We start from the raw sequence: 15,714 nt of genomic DNA on the forward strand, positions 1-15,714 counted from the left end.
CCAACTCACCAGGCTCGCAAGGCGCCAGACCCGCCCATGGGCGATACCGCCCTGGGCGAAGTCGGCATGGAGCAGGTGAGACCCCCCTTTCGAACCGGACCCACGACACGGGCCGCCCGGCGCGGGCGGTCGACCGGACGAGAGGGAAACGGACTCATGAGCTCGTTTGTTCAACCGGCCGTACCCGGACCATCGCTAAGTTCGAACCCACCAACGGACCGCTCCACCGTCGCAGCTGCGGCGAAGTTCCGGCCGATCTCCACGCACCTGGCGATCACCCCGCCGGTCAGCGTCGTCATCCCGGCGATGAACGAGGCGGAGAACCTTCCCCATGTGTTCGCCACGCTCCCGCCCTGGATCCACGAGGTCGTCCTGGTCGACGGGCACTCCACCGACGACACCGTGAAGGTCGCCCGCGAACTGTGGCCTTCGGTGACCGTCGTCGAGCAGCGCGGCCGCGGTAAGGGCGATGCCCTGATCAGCGGCTTCGCCGCGGCCACCGGCGAGATCATCGTGATGGTGGACGCCGATGGCTCGGCCGACGGCAGCGAGATCGTCAGCTATGTCTCCGCCCTGGTCTCCGGGGCCGACTTCGCCAAGGGCTCGCGCTTCGCCAACGGCGGTGGCACCGACGACATGACCCCGATCCGCAAACTCGGCAACTGGGTGCTGTGCGCACTGGTCAACGCCAAGTTCGGCGCCCGCTACACCGACCTGTGCTACGGCTACAACGCCTTCTGGAGACACTGCCTGGACCACATCGCGCTGGACTGCGCCGGTTTCGAGGTGGAGACCCTGATGAACATCCGCGTGGTCAAGGCAGGCCTGAAGGTACAGGAGATTCCCAGCCATGAGCATCTGCGCATCCACGGCGCCAGCAACCTGCGGGCGGTACGGGACGGTCTGCGCGTGCTGAAGGTCATCCTGCGGGAGCACAGACCCCGTCGGCTGCTCTCCCGCCCGGCGATGCTGCCCGCCAGCGCCAGCCTGGGGGAGGGTTCTTGAGCACGGAGACCGTCTCCGTGGTGATCTGCGTCTACACCGAGGACCGCTGGGGCGACATCCTCGCCGCGGTGGCCTCGGTGCGGGCGCAGAGCCTCCCGGCACACGAAACACTGCTCGTGGTGGACCACAACCCCACGCTGCTGGCCCGGCTGCGCGAGCGGTACGCGGACGACCGCACCGTCAGCGTGCTGCCCAACGCCGGGCCGCGCGGCCTGTCCGCGGGCCGCAACACCGGAATCACCGCGTCCAGCGGCTCGGTCATCGCGTTCCTGGACGACGACGCGGTGGCCGAACCGGACTGGCTGCGGCACTTCGTGGCGGCCTACGAGGACCCGCGGGTGATGGCGGTGGGCGGCAGGACCATGCCCGCCTGGGCGTCGGGACGCCGCCCGGGGTGGTTCCCGCGCGAGTTCGAGTGGGTGGTGGGCTGCACCTATCTGGGCCTGCCGCCCGGCCGGGTACCGGTGCGCAACGTGCTGGGCGGAAACGCCTCGTTCCGGCGCACGGCGTTCGACGCCGCTGGCGGCTTCGCCACCGGGATCGGCCGGGACGGCGACAAGCGTCCGCTGGGCTGCGAGGAGACCGAGCTGTGCATCCGGCTGCGGCGGGCCCGCCCGGACGCGCTGCTGCTGCTCGACGACCGCGCGGTCATCCACCACCGGGTGCCACCGGCGCGGGAGCGGTTCGGCTACTTCCGCACCCGCTGCTACGCCGAGGGCCTGTCCAAGGCACTGGTGGCCCGCAGCGTGGGCACCGAGGCCGGGCTGGCGACCGAACGCCGTTACACCACAAGGGTGTTGCCGTCCGGAGTGGCCCGCGGCGTACGGGACGCGCTGCTCGGCCGGGTCAGCGGCCTGGCCCGGGCCGGTGCGATCGTGGCCGGACTGGCGACGACGGCGGCCGGATACGCCGTCGGCACCGTACGGTCCCGCAACGGCGGCCGGTTCGTCATCCCCGCGGCGGAAGCGCAGGGCACGGATCCCGGGAGGGCCGACGCGCCTCGGGAAGCCCCACACAGCGGACAGCACAGACCGGGAGCGGTGGCATGACCACAGGTGGGGTGCCCATCTTGATGTACCACGCGGTCGCCGACGCCCCGGCGAGGGCCGCGCGTGGGCTTTCGGTGGCGCCGTCGGCGTTCGCCGAGCAGATGGAGTTGCTGGCGGAGCGCGGCTTCACACCGCTCACCACCCGGCAGTTGGCCGCCGTCTGGCGGGACGGACGGCGTGCGCTGCCCGAACGCCCGGTGCTCATCACGTTCGACGACGGGTACGAGGGCGTGCACCGGCACGCGCTGCCGGAACTGCGGCGGCACGACTTCGCGGCGACGCTGTTCACCTCGACCGGCTGGGTGCGCGGGCGCGGCACGCAGGACCAGGCTCCGGGGGCGCTGGACACCATGCTGGACTGGGACCAGGTACGCGAACTGGCGGGGTCCGGCGTGGAGATCGGCGGGCACAGCCACAGCCATCCGCAGCTGGACCAGCTCTCCGACGAGCGGCTGTGGTTCGAGGTGCTGCGCTGCAAGGAGATCCTCACCGAGGAACTGGACGCCCCACCTGTCTCCTTCGCCTATCCGTACGGCTACTCAAGCCAGCGGGTGCGGCGCATGGTGCGCACCGGCGGGTTCGGCATCTCGCTCGCCGTGGGCAACCGGCTGGCCTCCCGGGCCCAGGGACCGTACGCGCTGCGCCGGGTCACCGTACGCCGGTCCACGTCCATAACGGAGTTCGAACGACTCGTCGAGGGCCGCGCCGTCGCCCGGAACTTCGCCAAGGACCGGGCGTTGACAAAGAGTTATGCCATGGTGCGCAGAACCCGCCGAGCACTGGGGAAGGTACGCGGAGCCCGTGTCTGAGACGACCACCCAGGAGACATCCGCTACGAGCGCGACCGGCCAGGGGGCACCCGGCCGGGCAGCGGCGGACTCCGGGGTCGCCGCCGAACGACCGCCGAAACGCGGTCGGTTGCGGCTTCCCGGACGGCGCGGCGGAGGCGATCCGCTGTTCCGCAACGCCTACGCGCTGATGCTCAACACCGGGGTCTCCGCGGTGCTCGGGCTCGGCTACTGGCTGGTCGCCGCCCGCTACTACAGCGATGACGCGGTGGGCCGGGGCTCGGCCGCGATCGCGGCGATGAAGTTCCTCGCCGGGATCACCGCGGTCACCCTCACCGGTGCGCTGGCCCGGTTCATCCCGGTCGCTGGCAGGCGCACCTCGCGGCTCATCTCCGGTACGTATCTGGCGAGTTCGCTCGTGGTGGCGGTCGCCGCGGGGGTGTTCCTGCTCACGCTGGGGTGGTGGGGTCCCTCCTACCACTTCCTCAGTGGGCTGGTGCCGGGGCTCGCGTTCGTCGGGTCGGTGGTGGCCTGGTCGGTGCTCACTCTTCAGGACGGGGTGCTGACCGGGCTGCGCAGCGCGGTGTGGGTGCCGTTCGGCAACACGGTGTTCTCCACCGCCAAGCTCGCCCTGCTGGTGGTGCTGGCCGCGGTGATCCCGGCGACCGGGGTGTTCGTCTCCTGGGTCGCGGCGATCGCGCTGTCCGTACTGCCGTTGGGCTGGCTGGTCTTCCGCCGGCTGATCCCGCGCCATGTCAAGGCGACGCAGGACAGGACGGATCCGCCGTCGGCGCGGGAGATCGGGCGGTTCCTGGCCGGGGACTACACCGGCTCGCTGTTCGCGCTGGCCGCGCTCTACCTGGTGCCGGTGATCGTAGCGGCGCGGATCAGCGCGGAGGACAACGCCTACTTCTACATCACCTCCACCATCGGCGGCACGGTCGACCTCCTGGCGATCAACATGGGCGCCTCGCTCACCGTCGAAGGAGCGCACGACCCGTCGCGGATCGCCGAGAACTGCCGGGCGGCGCTGCGCCGGATGGCCCGCATCATGATTCCGATCTGCATGACACTGGCGGTCTTCGCACCACAGATACTGCATGTCTTCGGTGCGGGATACGCGGCCAAGGGCGGGCCGCTGCTGCGTTTCATGGCGGTCGCCTCGCTCACCCGGGTGCTGTTCGAGGCGTACTTCGGGGTGCTGCGGGCGCAGAGCCGAACCTCGCGGATCGCGATGCTCCAAGGGCTGCTGTGCACACTGGTGCTGGGATCGACGCTGCTTCTGCTGCCGCCGCTGGGCATCGTCGGTGCGGGTGTGGCGGAACTGGCCAGTCAGACGGTGATCGCGGTGATCGCCTGCTTCGGTCTGGCACGGATCCTGCGCGCCCCGGCTCCGGTCTCCGCCGCCGCGCCTCCTCCGGCGGAAGCGCCGCAGGAGGCCCCGTTGGACACCGACACCCTGGTGTTCGGCACCCGTTGGGCACTGCGCGCCGCGGTCGACCAGGACACGCTGCCGCTCGGCGTCCGGTTGGACTTCGACCATCTGGAGCGGCGGCCCTACGTCCTCCCGCAACCGCAGACGCACCAGGAGTCGCGCGCCGAGGGGACCACCCCGCATCCGGTGTCGGCGCCACCGCCCGCGCAGCCGACCGAGCGACCGCGGGTTCCGTTGCGGGAGCGGATGGCGGGCTGGTCCTGGGCCGCGTTCGGCGGCTGGCTGGCGCTGGTCGCGGCGCTGGCGCTGTACTGGCTGCCGCTGCGCGGGATGGACGACGCCTCGCTGGACCGGATGACCGGCCTGGGCCTGGTCTCGGTACTGCCGCTCCGCACACTGGTGGGCGCGGCCCTGCTCGTGCTGGCGTTCTGCTGGGCGCTGGCGCTGCCCCGATGCCGTCCCTGGCTGCTACTGGCCGTGCTGCTGGCGACCGTGGTGTCGCTGCACGCCGTGCCCGCGGTACTGGAGGCGCAGCCGCGCTTCCCGACCGCCTGGCAGCACGCGGGGTTCATCGAGTACGTCAACCGGACCGGCCACGCGGTCCCGTACCTTGACGCGCGTTTCTCCTGGCCGGGGTTCTTCGCGGGCGTCGCACTGGTCACCAAGGCCTGCGGGATCACCGATCTGTCCGAGGTGCTGCGCTGGTGGCCGCTGGCGGTCGAACTGCTCTACCTGGCACCGCTGATGCTGCTGCTGCACGCGATCCGGGCGAGTTGGCGAGCCAAGTGGTGTGCCGCCTGGCTGTTCGTGCTGTGCGGCTGGGTGGGCCAGGACTACTTCTCACCGCAGTCGGTCAACTACCTCTTCTACATCATGTTCGTGGCCGTACTGCTGGTGTGGTTCCGCTCCCCGCAGACCGGGGGCACGGGGCGGATGCCGGGTGAGGCGCAGGCGCGTCCGGCGGGCCGGGCCGACCGGGTGGTGCTGCTCGGCGTCGCGCTGGCACTGTTCGCGGCGTCCGTGGTCAGCCACCAGCTCACCCCGTTCGTGATGCTCGGGGTGGCCGCCGCGCTGGTGGTCTGGAAGCGCTCGACACTGTACGGGCTGCCGCTGCTGTGCGGGGTCATGGTGGTGGCCTGGGTCGGCTTCCTGGCCGAGCCGTACTGGTCGGGGCACTTCAACGACCTCTTCGGCGGCCTGGGTTCGCTGGGCGGCAACGTCTCCTCCAGCGTCTCCGGACGCATCCAGGGTGGATCCCCCACGCACAAACTGGTGCTGTACTCAAGGGTGTTGCTCGCGGTGGCGGTGCTGGCGCTGGCCGCCTTCGGCTGGCTGCGCAGGCGGCGTTCCGGAATCAGCGACCGGGTGCTGCTGATCCTCCTGCTGGTGCCGTTCCTGGGGTTCGGCATGCAGTCATACGGCGGTGAGATGGCGCTGCGGGTCTTCCTGTTCGCGCTGCCGGGCGCGAGTGTGCTGGCGGCGCTCGCGTTCTTCCCGCGCACCTCGACGGAGCGCTCGTGGACCGGGCTAACGGCGCTGCTGCTGGCGGGACTGGTGTTGATGGGCGGGTTCCTGGTGGCCCGTTGGGGCAACGAGCCGTTCGAGCGGGTGCGCACCGGTGAGGTGGCGGCGCTGGACTACGTCTACGGCCATGACTCGCCGTCCGCCCGGCTGTTGTGGCCCAGTAAGGACCCGGCCAACGATCCCACGCCCAACCTTCCGTGGATGGCCCGGGACATGGAGAAGGTCGACTACCGCGGGGTGCTGGCCCCACGTGATCCGTCGCGGGTCGGCGCCATGGTCGCCGACCTGAAGGCGGCGGGGCCGCAGTCGTACCTGCTGATCACCTCCGGTACCGCCGGCTATCTGCAGTTGGACGCGGGCTACCCGGCCGACTGGCGCACCCGCGTGGTGGCCGCCCTGAACGCCCGCTCGGACGTTCGGGAGGTGATGTCCAACCCGGACGCCGCCGTCTACCAGTTGGCGGCACCGCCCAAGGGCACGGTGCCGCGCCCGGTGGTCGGCAGGGTCGGCCCGGTGGTGACCTGGACGCGTTGGACCGTGGTGGGCGCGATCGCCGCGGTACTGCTGGTGGTACTGCTCGGCGCCCGTGAGGTGGTACGGGTCGTGGTGCCGGAGTACCGGCGGCGGCGCGGCATGAAGGTGTCCTTCTACCTGGCGCTGCCACTGCTCTTGGTGTTCCTGGCCTCCCTGGCGGACCGCTTCGCCACGTTGAGCTGAGGTGCCCGGCGCGCTCACCGTGTGGTCCAACTGACCGCGTAGGGGGCCAGGTTGACGGTCGCGCCGTCGATGTGGGCGGTGGTCTGCTGGTCGGTGGTGTTCACCGCCAGCAGCGTCCTGCCGCTTCCCAGCGCAATGACGTTGGCGTTGTCCACGGCGGGAGTGCTCAGTTGGGCGCCGGGCGGGAAGACTGCGGCGAACCGGCGCAGCAGGTCCAGCATGGGCAGCGGGGTTCCACCCCGCTGGTCGGCCTCGGTGCCGGTCCACAGGCAGCCTGAGCAGTCGCCGCTCTCGGACTCCGGGTTCCAGTAGAACGCGGTGTCCGTGCCCCCCTCGGCCAGCTGCATCATGGCGGTGGCCTGCACCGCCATCAGCCGGTTCTCCGGCCAGACGGTGTGGTCGGGCTTGACGTACCACTCCGCCCACCACAGGGGCAGCCCGGTGTCCTGGCGCAGCCATCGGCTCAGGTCGTGGAACTTCTGGGTGGCGTTGAAGTCGTCGGGCACCAGGGCGCCGTCATGGGTGGTGCTCGATCCGTCGACCACCAGGAAGTCCGCGCCCGCCTTGTTGCGCATCCAGTAGTCAAGTGCGTCGAGGACGCGCTGGTCCAGGCTGCCCCAGGGGCCGCTGACCGAGGAGGCGTTGTCCTTGGTGCCGGGTGGGACGCTGTCCATGTTCAGATACGGGCCACCCACCAGGTTCTGCGCGTTGACGGCCTTCACGGCCCGATAGACCAGGTTGTACAGGCGCGTGTAGTCCTCGTAGTCCCAGCGTTGCGCACTGTCGTTCCAGAAGCCCTTGAACTCGTTCCACACGATGAAGTCGTGCACGTCCGGATAGCGGTGGGCGACCTTGGCGGCCAGGTCCGCGAAGTCCGCGTAGTGGTCCGGGGTGGGCGCGGCCTCGATGCGCGACCAGTCGGTGGTGCCGGAGGTGCCGCCCTTCATCCAGTCGGGGGCGCAGCACAGGGTGATCACGGGCGTGCCGCCGGTCCTGCGGATCAGGGCGATGCGGCTGTCCAGTCCGCTGAAGTCGTACCGGCCGGGCGACGGCTCGGGGTTGTCGGAGCCCCAGCCCATGATGGCCTGGTTCTGCGGCAGCGGCTGGGCGGCCAGCAGTTTGTCGGCACTGCCCTCGGCGGCCGCGGTGCCCCGGTCGGCGCTGTACTCGGTATGGGTGAAGCCCCAGCCGAGCCGGGCGCTGGGCGGCGCGCCGGTGCCGGGGCCGCCGTAGACGCCGGGGGCGGGAGTGCCGGTGGAGCGTTCCGCGGCGCCGTGGCCCGTGGTGCCGAACATGGTCAGCAGCAGCCCAAGTCCCGCCATCGCGACGGTGAACAGCACGATGACGCGTTGCCACCCAGCACCTAAGAGGCCGAGCCTGCCGGCCGCATGACGAGCGCTCACCTTGGCACTGTAAGGCCGAGAAGCATGCGTAACGACCGTTTTGGTAAACCCTGTGAGGGTTTTCCTTGTCGATCACCCGCGAAAATACCGCGCGACTCCGCCCCTTCTGCCGGATCATGGGCGTCATGTCCGCGATGAACCCGCCCGATGACCGCCTACCCGACGCGGCGCTGCCCATCCGGCTGAACACGGCGGGCAACGACTCGCCGTCCGACATCGTGGACGCCATGCTGCTCGGCCGGTTCGCCTCCGGTGCCCAGCCGTACGCCCGCGGCCACTCGGTGCAGCGGGTCAGGTCGGGGGTGACGCTGCTGCCGAACGGTGCGCGGGTGTTGCGGTCGGCGGCCGAGAAGGACCGCCGCGCGGTGCTCGCCGAGGGCGACGGCTGGACGGTCCTGGTGTCCCGGTGGAAGCGCGGCGCGGACGTCACGGTCACCGCGGTCGAGGACGAGCTGGCGCGGCGGATCCTCGACGAGGCGCTGGAGGATGCCGAGGACGAGCCGGAAGCGCGGCCGGAGTTGGTGCAGATGGGCTTCTGGCACTTCTCGCACCGCCGGGGCCCGGTCCGGCACACCCGCGCCATCAGCGCGTCGAGTTGGGCGGAGGTACGGGGCAACTACACCGCGACGGTGGCCGAGGCGATGGACAGCCTGATGAAGCTGACGCCGGAGGGCATCACCGGTCGGCTGCTGCTGCTGCACGGGCCGCCGGGCACCGGAAAGACCTCGTGCCTGCGCACCCTGGCGCGGTCCTGGCGGGAGTGGTGCCAGGTGGACTGCGTGCTCGACCCCGAGCGGCTGTTCAACGATCCCGGCTATCTGATGGACCTGGCCATCGGGGAGGACGACCACGAAGCGCACGACCGGGCCGCGCCGCGCTGGCGGCTGCTGCTGCTCGAGGACTGCGACGAGCTGATCCGCGGCCAGGCCAAGCACACCGCGGGCCAGGCACTGTCCCGGCTGCTCAACCTGACCGACGGGCTGCTGGGCCAGGGCCGCAACGTGCTGGTCGGCATCACCACCAACGAGGAGTTGGATCGGCTGCATCCGGCGGTGGTCCGGCCCGGCCGCTGCCTGAGCCGGATCGAGGTGGGTCCGCTGACCCGCGAGGAGGCGATCGGCTGGCTCGGCACGTCACAGGGCGTGGGCCGCGAAGGCTCAACCCTCGCGGAACTCTACGCGCTTCGCCGCGGCACCCCGCTCCTGCTGCCCAACCAGGCCGAGGCGGCCGACGGCCTGTACCTGTGAGGCGGAACCATGATGGGACGGAGCATCATGGCTGAATGACGCATGATTCTCAGAACGCCGCCGAGCAGGTCTGGGCGGCCCTCGGCGGCGCACCGGAGTTGCTGGAGCGGGTGTCGTACGGCAGGCCCGGCGCGGGGTTGCCCGCACGGCTGCCGGTACGGGAGTTGGCCCGGGGAACCGTCGCCGCCTGCTCACTGGCCGCCGCGGAGTTGGCGGCACGCCGCAGCGGCCGCCCGGTACCGGCGGTGCGGGTGGACGACGGTGCGGTGGCCACCGCGTTCACCAGTGAACGGCATCTGCGCATCGACGGTCGCGCGCCCGTCAACTTCGCGCCCCTGTCGGGCTTCTGGCGCACCCGCGACGGCTGGGTGCGCACCCACGCCAACTATCCGCACCACCGCGCCCGGCTGCTCACCTCGCTCGACATCCGCGACAAGGGCGAGGACAAGGAACTGGCCGAGCAACTGGCCAGCGCACTGGAGAAGTCGGTGGCGCAGGAGGTGGAGGAGCGGGTGTACGCGGCGGGCGGACTCGCCGTCGCGGTGCGCACCACCGAGCAGTGGGCCGAGCACCCGGCGGGCCGTGCGGCGGCAGCGCAGCCGCTGGTGCGCGGCGAGCGGTTGGACGGTGCGCCCCGGCGGCCGGTACGTCCGCTGCCCGAGGGGGCGCTGCTGCCCGCCGCTGGGGTCCGGGTACTGGATCTGACCCGGGTGATCGCCGGGCCGGTGGCGGGCCGGACGTTGGCGCTGCTCGGCGCGGACGTCCTGCGGGTCGACTCGCCTCGGCTGCCGGAATCGGCGGACGCCCACGCGGACACCGGCTTCGGCAAGCGGTCGACCCGACTCGACCTGGCACACCAGCCGGACCGCGCGGTCTTCGAGGAACTGCTCGACACCGCGGATGTCGTGATCACCGGCTATCGTCCGGGCGCCCTGGCCCGGCTCGGCCTTTCGGCGGCGGCCCTGCTGGAGCGCCGACCGGGGCTTGTCGTCGCGGAGTTGAGCGCCTGGGGCGATCAGGGGCCGTGGGCACAGCGGCGCGGGTTCGACAGCCTGGTGCAGGCGGCGAGCGGTATCGCCATGGTGGAGGCGGGGCCGGATGGCCGTCCCGGTGCGCTGCCCGCGCAGGCCATCGACCACGGCACCGGACATCTGATGGCGGCCGCCGTGCTGCGCGCGCTCACCGAGCGGCACGATGCGGGCGGCGGTGCGCTGTTGCGGTTCAGCCTGGCGGCGACGGGCCACTGGCTGACGCACGGCCTGACCGCCGAGCCACCAGGCGACGAGGCCGGGTACGAACCGTACGATCCAGCACGCCATCTCGCGCGGGCTGATGCGCCGATCGGCCGTCTAGTCCATGCCCTCCCCCCGGTGTCCTTCGCTGGCGGCCCGGCCACCTGGGCTTCCGCGCCTGGCCGTTGGGGCACGGACGAGCCCGTCTGGGCCTAGCCGCCGCTATCCGTAGACGGCACGCAGCGCGTCCTCGATGGCGGCCAGGGCGGCGCGGCGGTCCAGGCCGAGGTGGTGGGCGCGCTGTGCGTACTCCGCCGCCGCGGCCGCCACCTGGCGCTGCGCGGCGTCGCCCGCGGCGGCGATGAACGTGCCGTGCCGACCGCGGGTTTCGATCACACCGTCCGCCTCCAGTACGCGGTAGGCCTTGGCCACCGTGTTGGCCGCCAGCCCGAGGTCCTCGGCGAGGCCGCGCACGGTGGGCATCCGGTACCCCACCGGGAGCGCACCGCGACGGGCCTGGGCGGCGACCTGTTCCCGTACCTGCTCGAACGGCGCGGCGGCCGAGTCGGGATCGACGCTGATCTTGAGTGTCACGTACGGTCTCCAGCTGGCTGTGACGGTCGTGTGTCGGGTTCATTGTGCGGCAACACCACCGCGCGGCCCGGGCTTCGCGGTGGGTACCCGATCGAGTCGCCCGCGTGGTGCCAGTGCAACACGAAGCGGTCTCCCGCCCGATAGGCGTCAACGCCCGCTCTGCAGTACGCGACCATGTCGTCCGGCAACGCGTCGAGGTCGAACCACTCGACGCGCGCGCACTTGTGCGGCTCGCGGTTGGCCACCTCCCCGCTCCACCGGCGCGCCTCGAAGAACCACCCGGTGCGGGCGGTCCCGTTCGGCGCCCGGTGCTGCATCACCAGCGCGACCCGCAGATCCGCCGGATCGATGACCACTGCGATCTCCTCGAACGCCTCGCGGATCATCGCCGTTCGCACGTCCTCGCCGTCCTCGACATGGCCGCTGGGCGCGTTCCACAGCCCGTCCGCGTAACCGGTGTTGGAACGGCGGGCGAGCAGCACCCGATTTTCCTGGCGGAGTATCAGGTGTACGTCCACGATCTCGGCGTGCCGTCGCGGCGGGGCGGTGCGGATCACGGCGGCGTACTCCTCGTTCGAGGTCCGGCCACCCCACAACAGGGCGTCGTGGCCCAGCTGTTCGACGTGTGTGTACGAGGCGAGGGGGGCGGCGAGTTCGGCGAGGGTGTCGGCCGGGATACCGCCGGGATCCCCCTTCTCGATCAGCACCAGCCGCCCCGCCGGCAGCAGCAGCCGCGTCCAGCGGAGTAGTGCCGCCGCCGGATCCGGCACCGTGCACAGCACATGCCGGGCCAGCACCGCGTCGAACCGCCGCTCGGCGGGCGGTTCGACCGAGGTCACCCGATGCCCCAACTCGGCGGCCAGCAGCGCCAGTTCGTTCGCCTTACGGCCCAGGACGAGCACATCGCCCGCGCGGTCCGGCAGCCAGCCGCGCAACCGTGCCGCCCACGCCCGCCGCGCGGCGGGATCACACACCTCGTACTCCATCGCGCTCGCTCCAGTACTCTGCGTAGTCATGCCGGGATCTTCGCACCCGCCACTGACAACCGGCCCTGACCGGGGAGTTCACCCCAGGCCCAGGCTCCTGTAGCGGGCCCGACGGGCGGCCAGCCGGGCCTCGTCGTCCATCGCGCGCAGTGCGTTGAGTTCGGCGCCGAGGATGTCGCCGAGCCCGGCCAGGAACGGTTCCGGGGCGTCGGCGGCGTCCGGGACCTCCTCCACGATGCGGTCCACGATGCGGTGCGACCGCAGGTCGGCGGAGCGGACGCCCTGTCTGTCGGCGACCTCGTACGCGCGCTCGGTCGTCCGGTACAGGATCGCCGAGGCGCCCTCCGGCGGAAGCGGGGAGAGCCAGGCGTGCCGTGCCGACAGCACCCGGTCCGCGGGCAGCAGGGCGAGCGCGCCGCCGCCCGCGCCCTGGCCGAGCAGCAGGCACAGGGTGGGTGCGGGAAGCGTCACCAGGTCGGCGAGGCAGCGGGCGATCTCTCCGGCGAGGCCGCCCTCCTCCGCCTCCTGGGAGAGGGCGGCGCCCGCGGTGTCTATGACGGTGAGCAGCGGAAGGCGGAGTTCTGCGGCGATCCGCATACCGCGCCGTGCCTCACGCAGGCCCGCCGGGCCCAACTGCGGCCCGTCCGGGCCGTGTCGGTCATGGCCGAGCACCACGCACGGCGCGGACCCGAACCGGGCGAGCGCCAGCAGCAGGCCGGGGTCACGCTCTCCCGCGCCGGTGCCGCTCAGCGGGGTGACGGCGCGGCCGGCGGTGCGCAACAGGGCACGCAGGCCCGGGCGTTCGGGCCGCCGCGAGCGGCGGATCGATTCGGCGGTGGGCGGCGCGGGGGGCGCGTCGGACGGCGCCGCCCCCGATTCCGCAGTATGCGGCGCGTCCGACAGCCGCTGTTGCTCCCGGCCCCCGCACAGCACGTCCAACGCCCGCGCCGCGGCCCCCGCGAGTTGTTCGGCCGGAAGAACCGCGTCCAGCAGTCCTTGCGCCATCAGGTTCTCGGCGACCTGTACGCCCTGGGGGAACTCCTCCCCGTAGAGCGCCTGATGGACCCGGGGGCCGAGGAATCCGATCAGCGCACCGGGCTCCGCCGCGGTGACGTGGCCCAGTGAGCCCCAGGACGCCAGTACTCCCCCGGTCGTCGGATGCCGTAGATAGACGAGGTAGGGCAGGCCCGCCGCCTTGTGGTCCGTGACGGCGGCGGCCACCTTGACCATCTGGAGGAAGGCGATGGTCCCCTCCTGCATGCGGGTTCCACCGGAGGCCGGGGAGGCGAGCAGCGGCAGCCCCTCCCGGGTGGCGCGTTCCACCGCCCTTACCAGCCGTTCGCCCGCCGCGACCCCGATCGAACCGGCCAGGAAGCCGAACTCGCACGCCACCAGGGCGACCCGGCGGCCCTTGATCCGGCCCTCGCCGGTCACTACCGACTCGTCCAGGCCGGTGCGCTGCCGGGCCCGTTCCAGGTCTGCCCGGTAGTCGGCGTCGACGGGGGCGGGGACCGGCACCGGTTCGTCCCAGCTGCGCCAGGTCCCGGGGTCGACGACGGTCTTGAACAGGTGCAGTGCGGTCATGGCATCACCCTGCCATGGCCGCGTTTCCACGGTGCCTGGAGTGAGCGGCGTGCGCCGGGGGTGGCACGGCGGGTAGCGGCGGGTGTCATGGCGGTATCCGCACCCGGTCGGGCTGTTGCCGATCACCCTGTTCGGGGGATTCGTGCTCGGCACGGCGCTGCCGCCGAGGCGGGCGCTCGCCGCTTCCTGTGTCCGCGCTTAGCGCCGCCTTAACGGGCCCGTAAGTCGCGGATCCGGCGGATGGACGGCACTAACGTGCAGGTCTCTCCCATTGTGCTGCCGCCTCCAGGGCAGCCTCCCCCACCAACAGGAGAAGCCATCATGCCCATACGCCGTAAGGCCGCCATCGCCGTTGTCGTCGGGTCGCCGTTACTGTTCATGGCGTTGACCGCGACACCGGCCAGGGCGCACGGTTCGTTGGACAAGCCGGTGAGCCGGGTGCTCGCCTGCTACCAGGAGGGGCCCGAGCACCCGGCCTCGGCGGCGTGCCGGGCCGCGGTGGCGGTCGGCGGTACGCAGGCGCTGTACGACTGGAACGCGGTGCGGCTCGGCGACGCGGGCGGCCGCAGCAGGCAGATCATCCCGGACGGGAAGCTGTGCAGCGCCGGTGTGGACGAGTTCAAGGGGTTGGACCTGGCGCGCGCCGACTGGCCCGCGACGCCCATGAGCGGCGGTCCGTTCACGTTCTCCTACAAGGCGACGGCCGCCCACAAGGGCACCTTCGAGCTGTACATCACCAAGGACGGGTACGACCCCACCAAGCCGCTGAAGTGGTCGGACCTGGAGGACCAGCCTTTCGCCACGGCCACCAACCCGCCACTGAGCGAGGGCAGTTACACCTTCAGCGGCAACGTGCCGCGGCGCACCGGGCGCCATCTCATCTACAGCGTCTGGCAGCGCTCGGACAGCCCGGAAGCCTTCTACACCTGCTCGGACGTGGTGTTCGGCGGCGGAAAGCAGGGTGGCGCCGCGCCCGCCGCCTCCGCGCCGAGCGACCGCCAACTGGCCGCGGGCGCCGCGAGGTCCTCGATGAAGGACATGCCGGGCATGCGCCCCGCCGCCAACCGGCCCGTCCCCAACGGCTCGGCTGCCGAGCCGCGCGGCACGTCCCTTGCCGAGACCGGGAGTTCCGGCGGCACCACGGCGCTGGGCCTCGGCGGCGCGGCCGCTGTCGCGGTCGGCTGCGTGGTCGTGCTGACCGGCGCCCGGCGCAGGGCTGCAGGCCGCAACCGCTCATAGCGGTTGCGGCCTCCAGGTCACCAGTGGTTCGTCCGCGGTGTCAGGACAGGCAGGTGGTGCGGGTGGCGTGCGCGGGGTCGAGGGCGTTGGCCGTCTCGTGGAACGCCACCCGGTCCATCAGGCCGATCGTCACATGCTCGGAGAGGTCGAGTGGGCACAGGTCCTGGACCAGCACGTTGTGCACGTCGGGACCGTTCAGGAACTGTGAGGTGTACGGCGTGACGACCTCGTCGTACTTGGTGGCGATCACGGTGTAGTGCACTCCGGGGACGGTGTCGCCGCCCGCGTTGAGCTTCTGGATGAACCGCGATCCTGCCACCTGGTCGGTCAGCCCCGGGGTCTTCTCCTCCAGCCACTTGGCGGCGCCGGGGAAGTAGGGCAGCAGCTTGGTCAGGCCGTCCAGGGTCGTCCCGTGGTTGGAGGGGGCGATGCCGACCAGGGTGTCCACCTTCGGGGCGCCGCCGAGGAACTTCAGGTAGTAGCGCGGCAGCATGCCGCCCTGGGAGTGGCCGACCAGATCCACCTTCTGCGCGCCGGTGGCGGCCAGCACCTTGTCGACCTCGTCGGCCAGCTGCTGTGCGGACTGGGCGATCGGTCCCAGTCCGTCGAAGACGGGCACTCCGGGCAGTTGTCCGTAGTCGAAGGAGAAGACGCAGTACCCGCGGTTGACCAGGTACGGTGCCAGCGCCAGCCAGTTGTCCGTTCCGTTGCCCAAGGTGCCGTGCACGAGTACGACCGGCCGCTGGTGGGCGGCCGACGGCTTGCAGTCGTAGTTGTTCCATCCGCTGGTCGGCGCGTCGTCCGCCGCCGCGGGGGTGGCGACGGCGGTGGCGGCCGCGAGCACCAGTGCGGAGATGAGGCCGACGGTCCGGCTCCGACGCTTCAGGGGCAGCTTCAACGTGGTCTCCTCA

The 15,714-nt window shown here is 71.6% G+C and carries 12 protein-coding genes; 7 read left to right on the forward strand and 5 right to left on the reverse strand.

Going from position 1 to position 15,714, the window contains the following annotated elements; genetic code table 11:
• The first annotated feature begins 156 nt into the window (after nt 1–156).
• Genes P3G67_RS14350 through P3G67_RS14365 form a run of 4 tightly spaced genes read left to right on the forward strand, consistent with a single transcriptional unit; the run spans nt 157 to nt 6,518 of the window.
• Entirely contained in the window at nt 157–1,005 is an 849-nt protein-coding gene (locus tag P3G67_RS14350) for a glycosyltransferase family 2 protein (protein ID WP_276093820.1), read from the forward strand.
• On the forward strand, nt 1,002–2,054 hold the full coding sequence (locus P3G67_RS14355; RefSeq protein ID WP_276093821.1) for a glycosyltransferase family 2 protein: 1,053 nt from the start codon (nt 1,002–1,004) through the stop codon (nt 2,052–2,054). The genes P3G67_RS14350 and P3G67_RS14355 overlap by 4 nt, the downstream gene beginning before the upstream one ends.
• Nucleotides 2,051–2,863, forward strand: coding sequence for a polysaccharide deacetylase family protein (locus P3G67_RS14360; RefSeq protein ID WP_276093822.1), 813 nt, complete (start codon nt 2,051–2,053; stop codon nt 2,861–2,863). The genes P3G67_RS14355 and P3G67_RS14360 overlap by 4 nt, the downstream gene beginning before the upstream one ends.
• Nucleotides 2,856–6,518, forward strand: coding sequence for a lipopolysaccharide biosynthesis protein (locus P3G67_RS14365; RefSeq protein WP_276093823.1), 3,663 nt, complete (start codon nt 2,856–2,858; stop codon nt 6,516–6,518). Before P3G67_RS14360 ends, P3G67_RS14365 begins: the two co-directional genes overlap by 8 nt.
• A gap of 14 nt (nt 6,519–6,532) precedes the next feature.
• Here the strand turns inward: P3G67_RS14365 and P3G67_RS14370 are convergent, their stop codons facing one another.
• On the reverse strand, nt 6,533–7,840 hold the full coding sequence (locus tag P3G67_RS14370) for a xylan 1,4-beta-xylosidase (RefSeq protein ID WP_449343251.1): 1,308 nt from the start codon (nt 7,838–7,840) through the stop codon (nt 6,533–6,535).
• A gap of 197 nt (nt 7,841–8,037) precedes the next feature.
• On the opposite strand from P3G67_RS14370, the gene P3G67_RS14375 reads away from it, so the two are divergent.
• Together P3G67_RS14375 and P3G67_RS14380 are read left to right on the forward strand one after the other, a co-directional pair.
• Complete coding sequence (locus P3G67_RS14375; RefSeq protein WP_391858255.1) at nt 8,038–9,168, forward strand: DUF5925 domain-containing protein; 1,131 nt, start codon at nt 8,038–8,040, stop codon at nt 9,166–9,168.
• A 35-nt stretch (nt 9,169–9,203) separates the two neighbouring features.
• Nucleotides 9,204–10,616: a CoA transferase gene (locus P3G67_RS14380; protein WP_276093826.1), complete on the forward strand. Its 1,413-nt coding sequence runs from the start codon at nt 9,204–9,206 to the stop codon at nt 10,614–10,616.
• A 6-nt stretch (nt 10,617–10,622) separates the two neighbouring features.
• On the opposite strand, the gene P3G67_RS14385 is transcribed toward P3G67_RS14380, so the two are convergent.
• From P3G67_RS14385 to P3G67_RS14395, 3 genes are read right to left on the reverse strand one after another with little or no spacing between them, the layout of a single operon-like run.
• On the reverse strand, nt 10,623–10,994 hold the full coding sequence (locus P3G67_RS14385) for a GntR family transcriptional regulator (RefSeq protein WP_269856184.1): 372 nt from the start codon (nt 10,992–10,994) through the stop codon (nt 10,623–10,625).
• On the reverse strand, nt 10,991–12,010 hold the full coding sequence (locus P3G67_RS14390; protein ID WP_276093827.1) for an NUDIX domain-containing protein: 1,020 nt from the start codon (nt 12,008–12,010) through the stop codon (nt 10,991–10,993). Before P3G67_RS14390 ends, P3G67_RS14385 begins: the two co-directional genes overlap by 4 nt.
• A gap of 48 nt (nt 12,011–12,058) precedes the next feature.
• A complete protein-coding gene (locus P3G67_RS14395) occupies nt 12,059–13,564 on the reverse strand; it encodes a carboxyl transferase domain-containing protein (protein WP_276093828.1) in 1,506 nt (501 codons plus the stop codon).
• Nucleotides 13,565–13,885: 321 nt separating this feature from the next.
• On the opposite strand from P3G67_RS14395, the gene P3G67_RS14400 reads away from it, so the two are divergent.
• A complete protein-coding gene (locus P3G67_RS14400; protein ID WP_276093829.1) occupies nt 13,886–14,803 on the forward strand; it encodes a lytic polysaccharide monooxygenase auxiliary activity family 9 protein in 918 nt (305 codons plus the stop codon).
• 40 nt (nt 14,804–14,843) lie between these two features.
• Here P3G67_RS14400 and P3G67_RS14405 read toward each other — a convergent pair whose 3' ends face one another.
• The gene (locus tag P3G67_RS14405; RefSeq protein ID WP_276093830.1) at nt 14,844–15,701 is read right to left on the reverse strand and encodes an esterase/lipase family protein; all 858 of its coding nucleotides are present in this window, start codon (nt 15,699–15,701) and stop codon (nt 14,844–14,846) included.
• Nucleotides 15,702–15,714 lie beyond the last annotated feature (13 nt).

The organism is Streptomyces silvisoli, from assembly GCF_029269905.1.
GTDB classification, from domain to species: domain Bacteria; phylum Actinomycetota; class Actinomycetes; order Streptomycetales; family Streptomycetaceae; genus Streptantibioticus_A; species Streptantibioticus_A silvisoli_A.

Excerpts from the sequence above, each read along its gene's own strand:
- P3G67_RS14370 (WP_449343251.1), bottom strand. The coding sequence starts at position 7,840 with ATGGCGGGACTTGGGCTGCTGCTGACCATGTTCGGCACCACGGGCCAC.
- P3G67_RS14360 (WP_276093822.1), top strand. The coding sequence starts at position 2,051 with ATGACCACAGGTGGGGTGCCCATCTTGATGTACCACGCGGTCGCCGAC.
- P3G67_RS14380 (WP_276093826.1), top strand. The coding sequence starts at position 9,204 with ATGACGCATGATTCTCAGAACGCCGCCGAGCAGGTCTGGGCGGCCCTC.
- P3G67_RS14400 (WP_276093829.1), top strand. The coding sequence starts at position 13,886 with ATGCCCATACGCCGTAAGGCCGCCATCGCCGTTGTCGTCGGGTCGCCG.
- P3G67_RS14350 (WP_276093820.1), top strand. The coding sequence starts at position 157 with ATGAGCTCGTTTGTTCAACCGGCCGTACCCGGACCATCGCTAAGTTCG.
- P3G67_RS14375 (WP_391858255.1), top strand. The coding sequence starts at position 8,038 with ATGGGCGTCATGTCCGCGATGAACCCGCCCGATGACCGCCTACCCGAC.
- P3G67_RS14395 (WP_276093828.1), bottom strand. The coding sequence starts at position 13,564 with ATGACCGCACTGCACCTGTTCAAGACCGTCGTCGACCCCGGGACCTGG.
- P3G67_RS14390 (WP_276093827.1), bottom strand. The coding sequence starts at position 12,010 with ATGACTACGCAGAGTACTGGAGCGAGCGCGATGGAGTACGAGGTGTGT.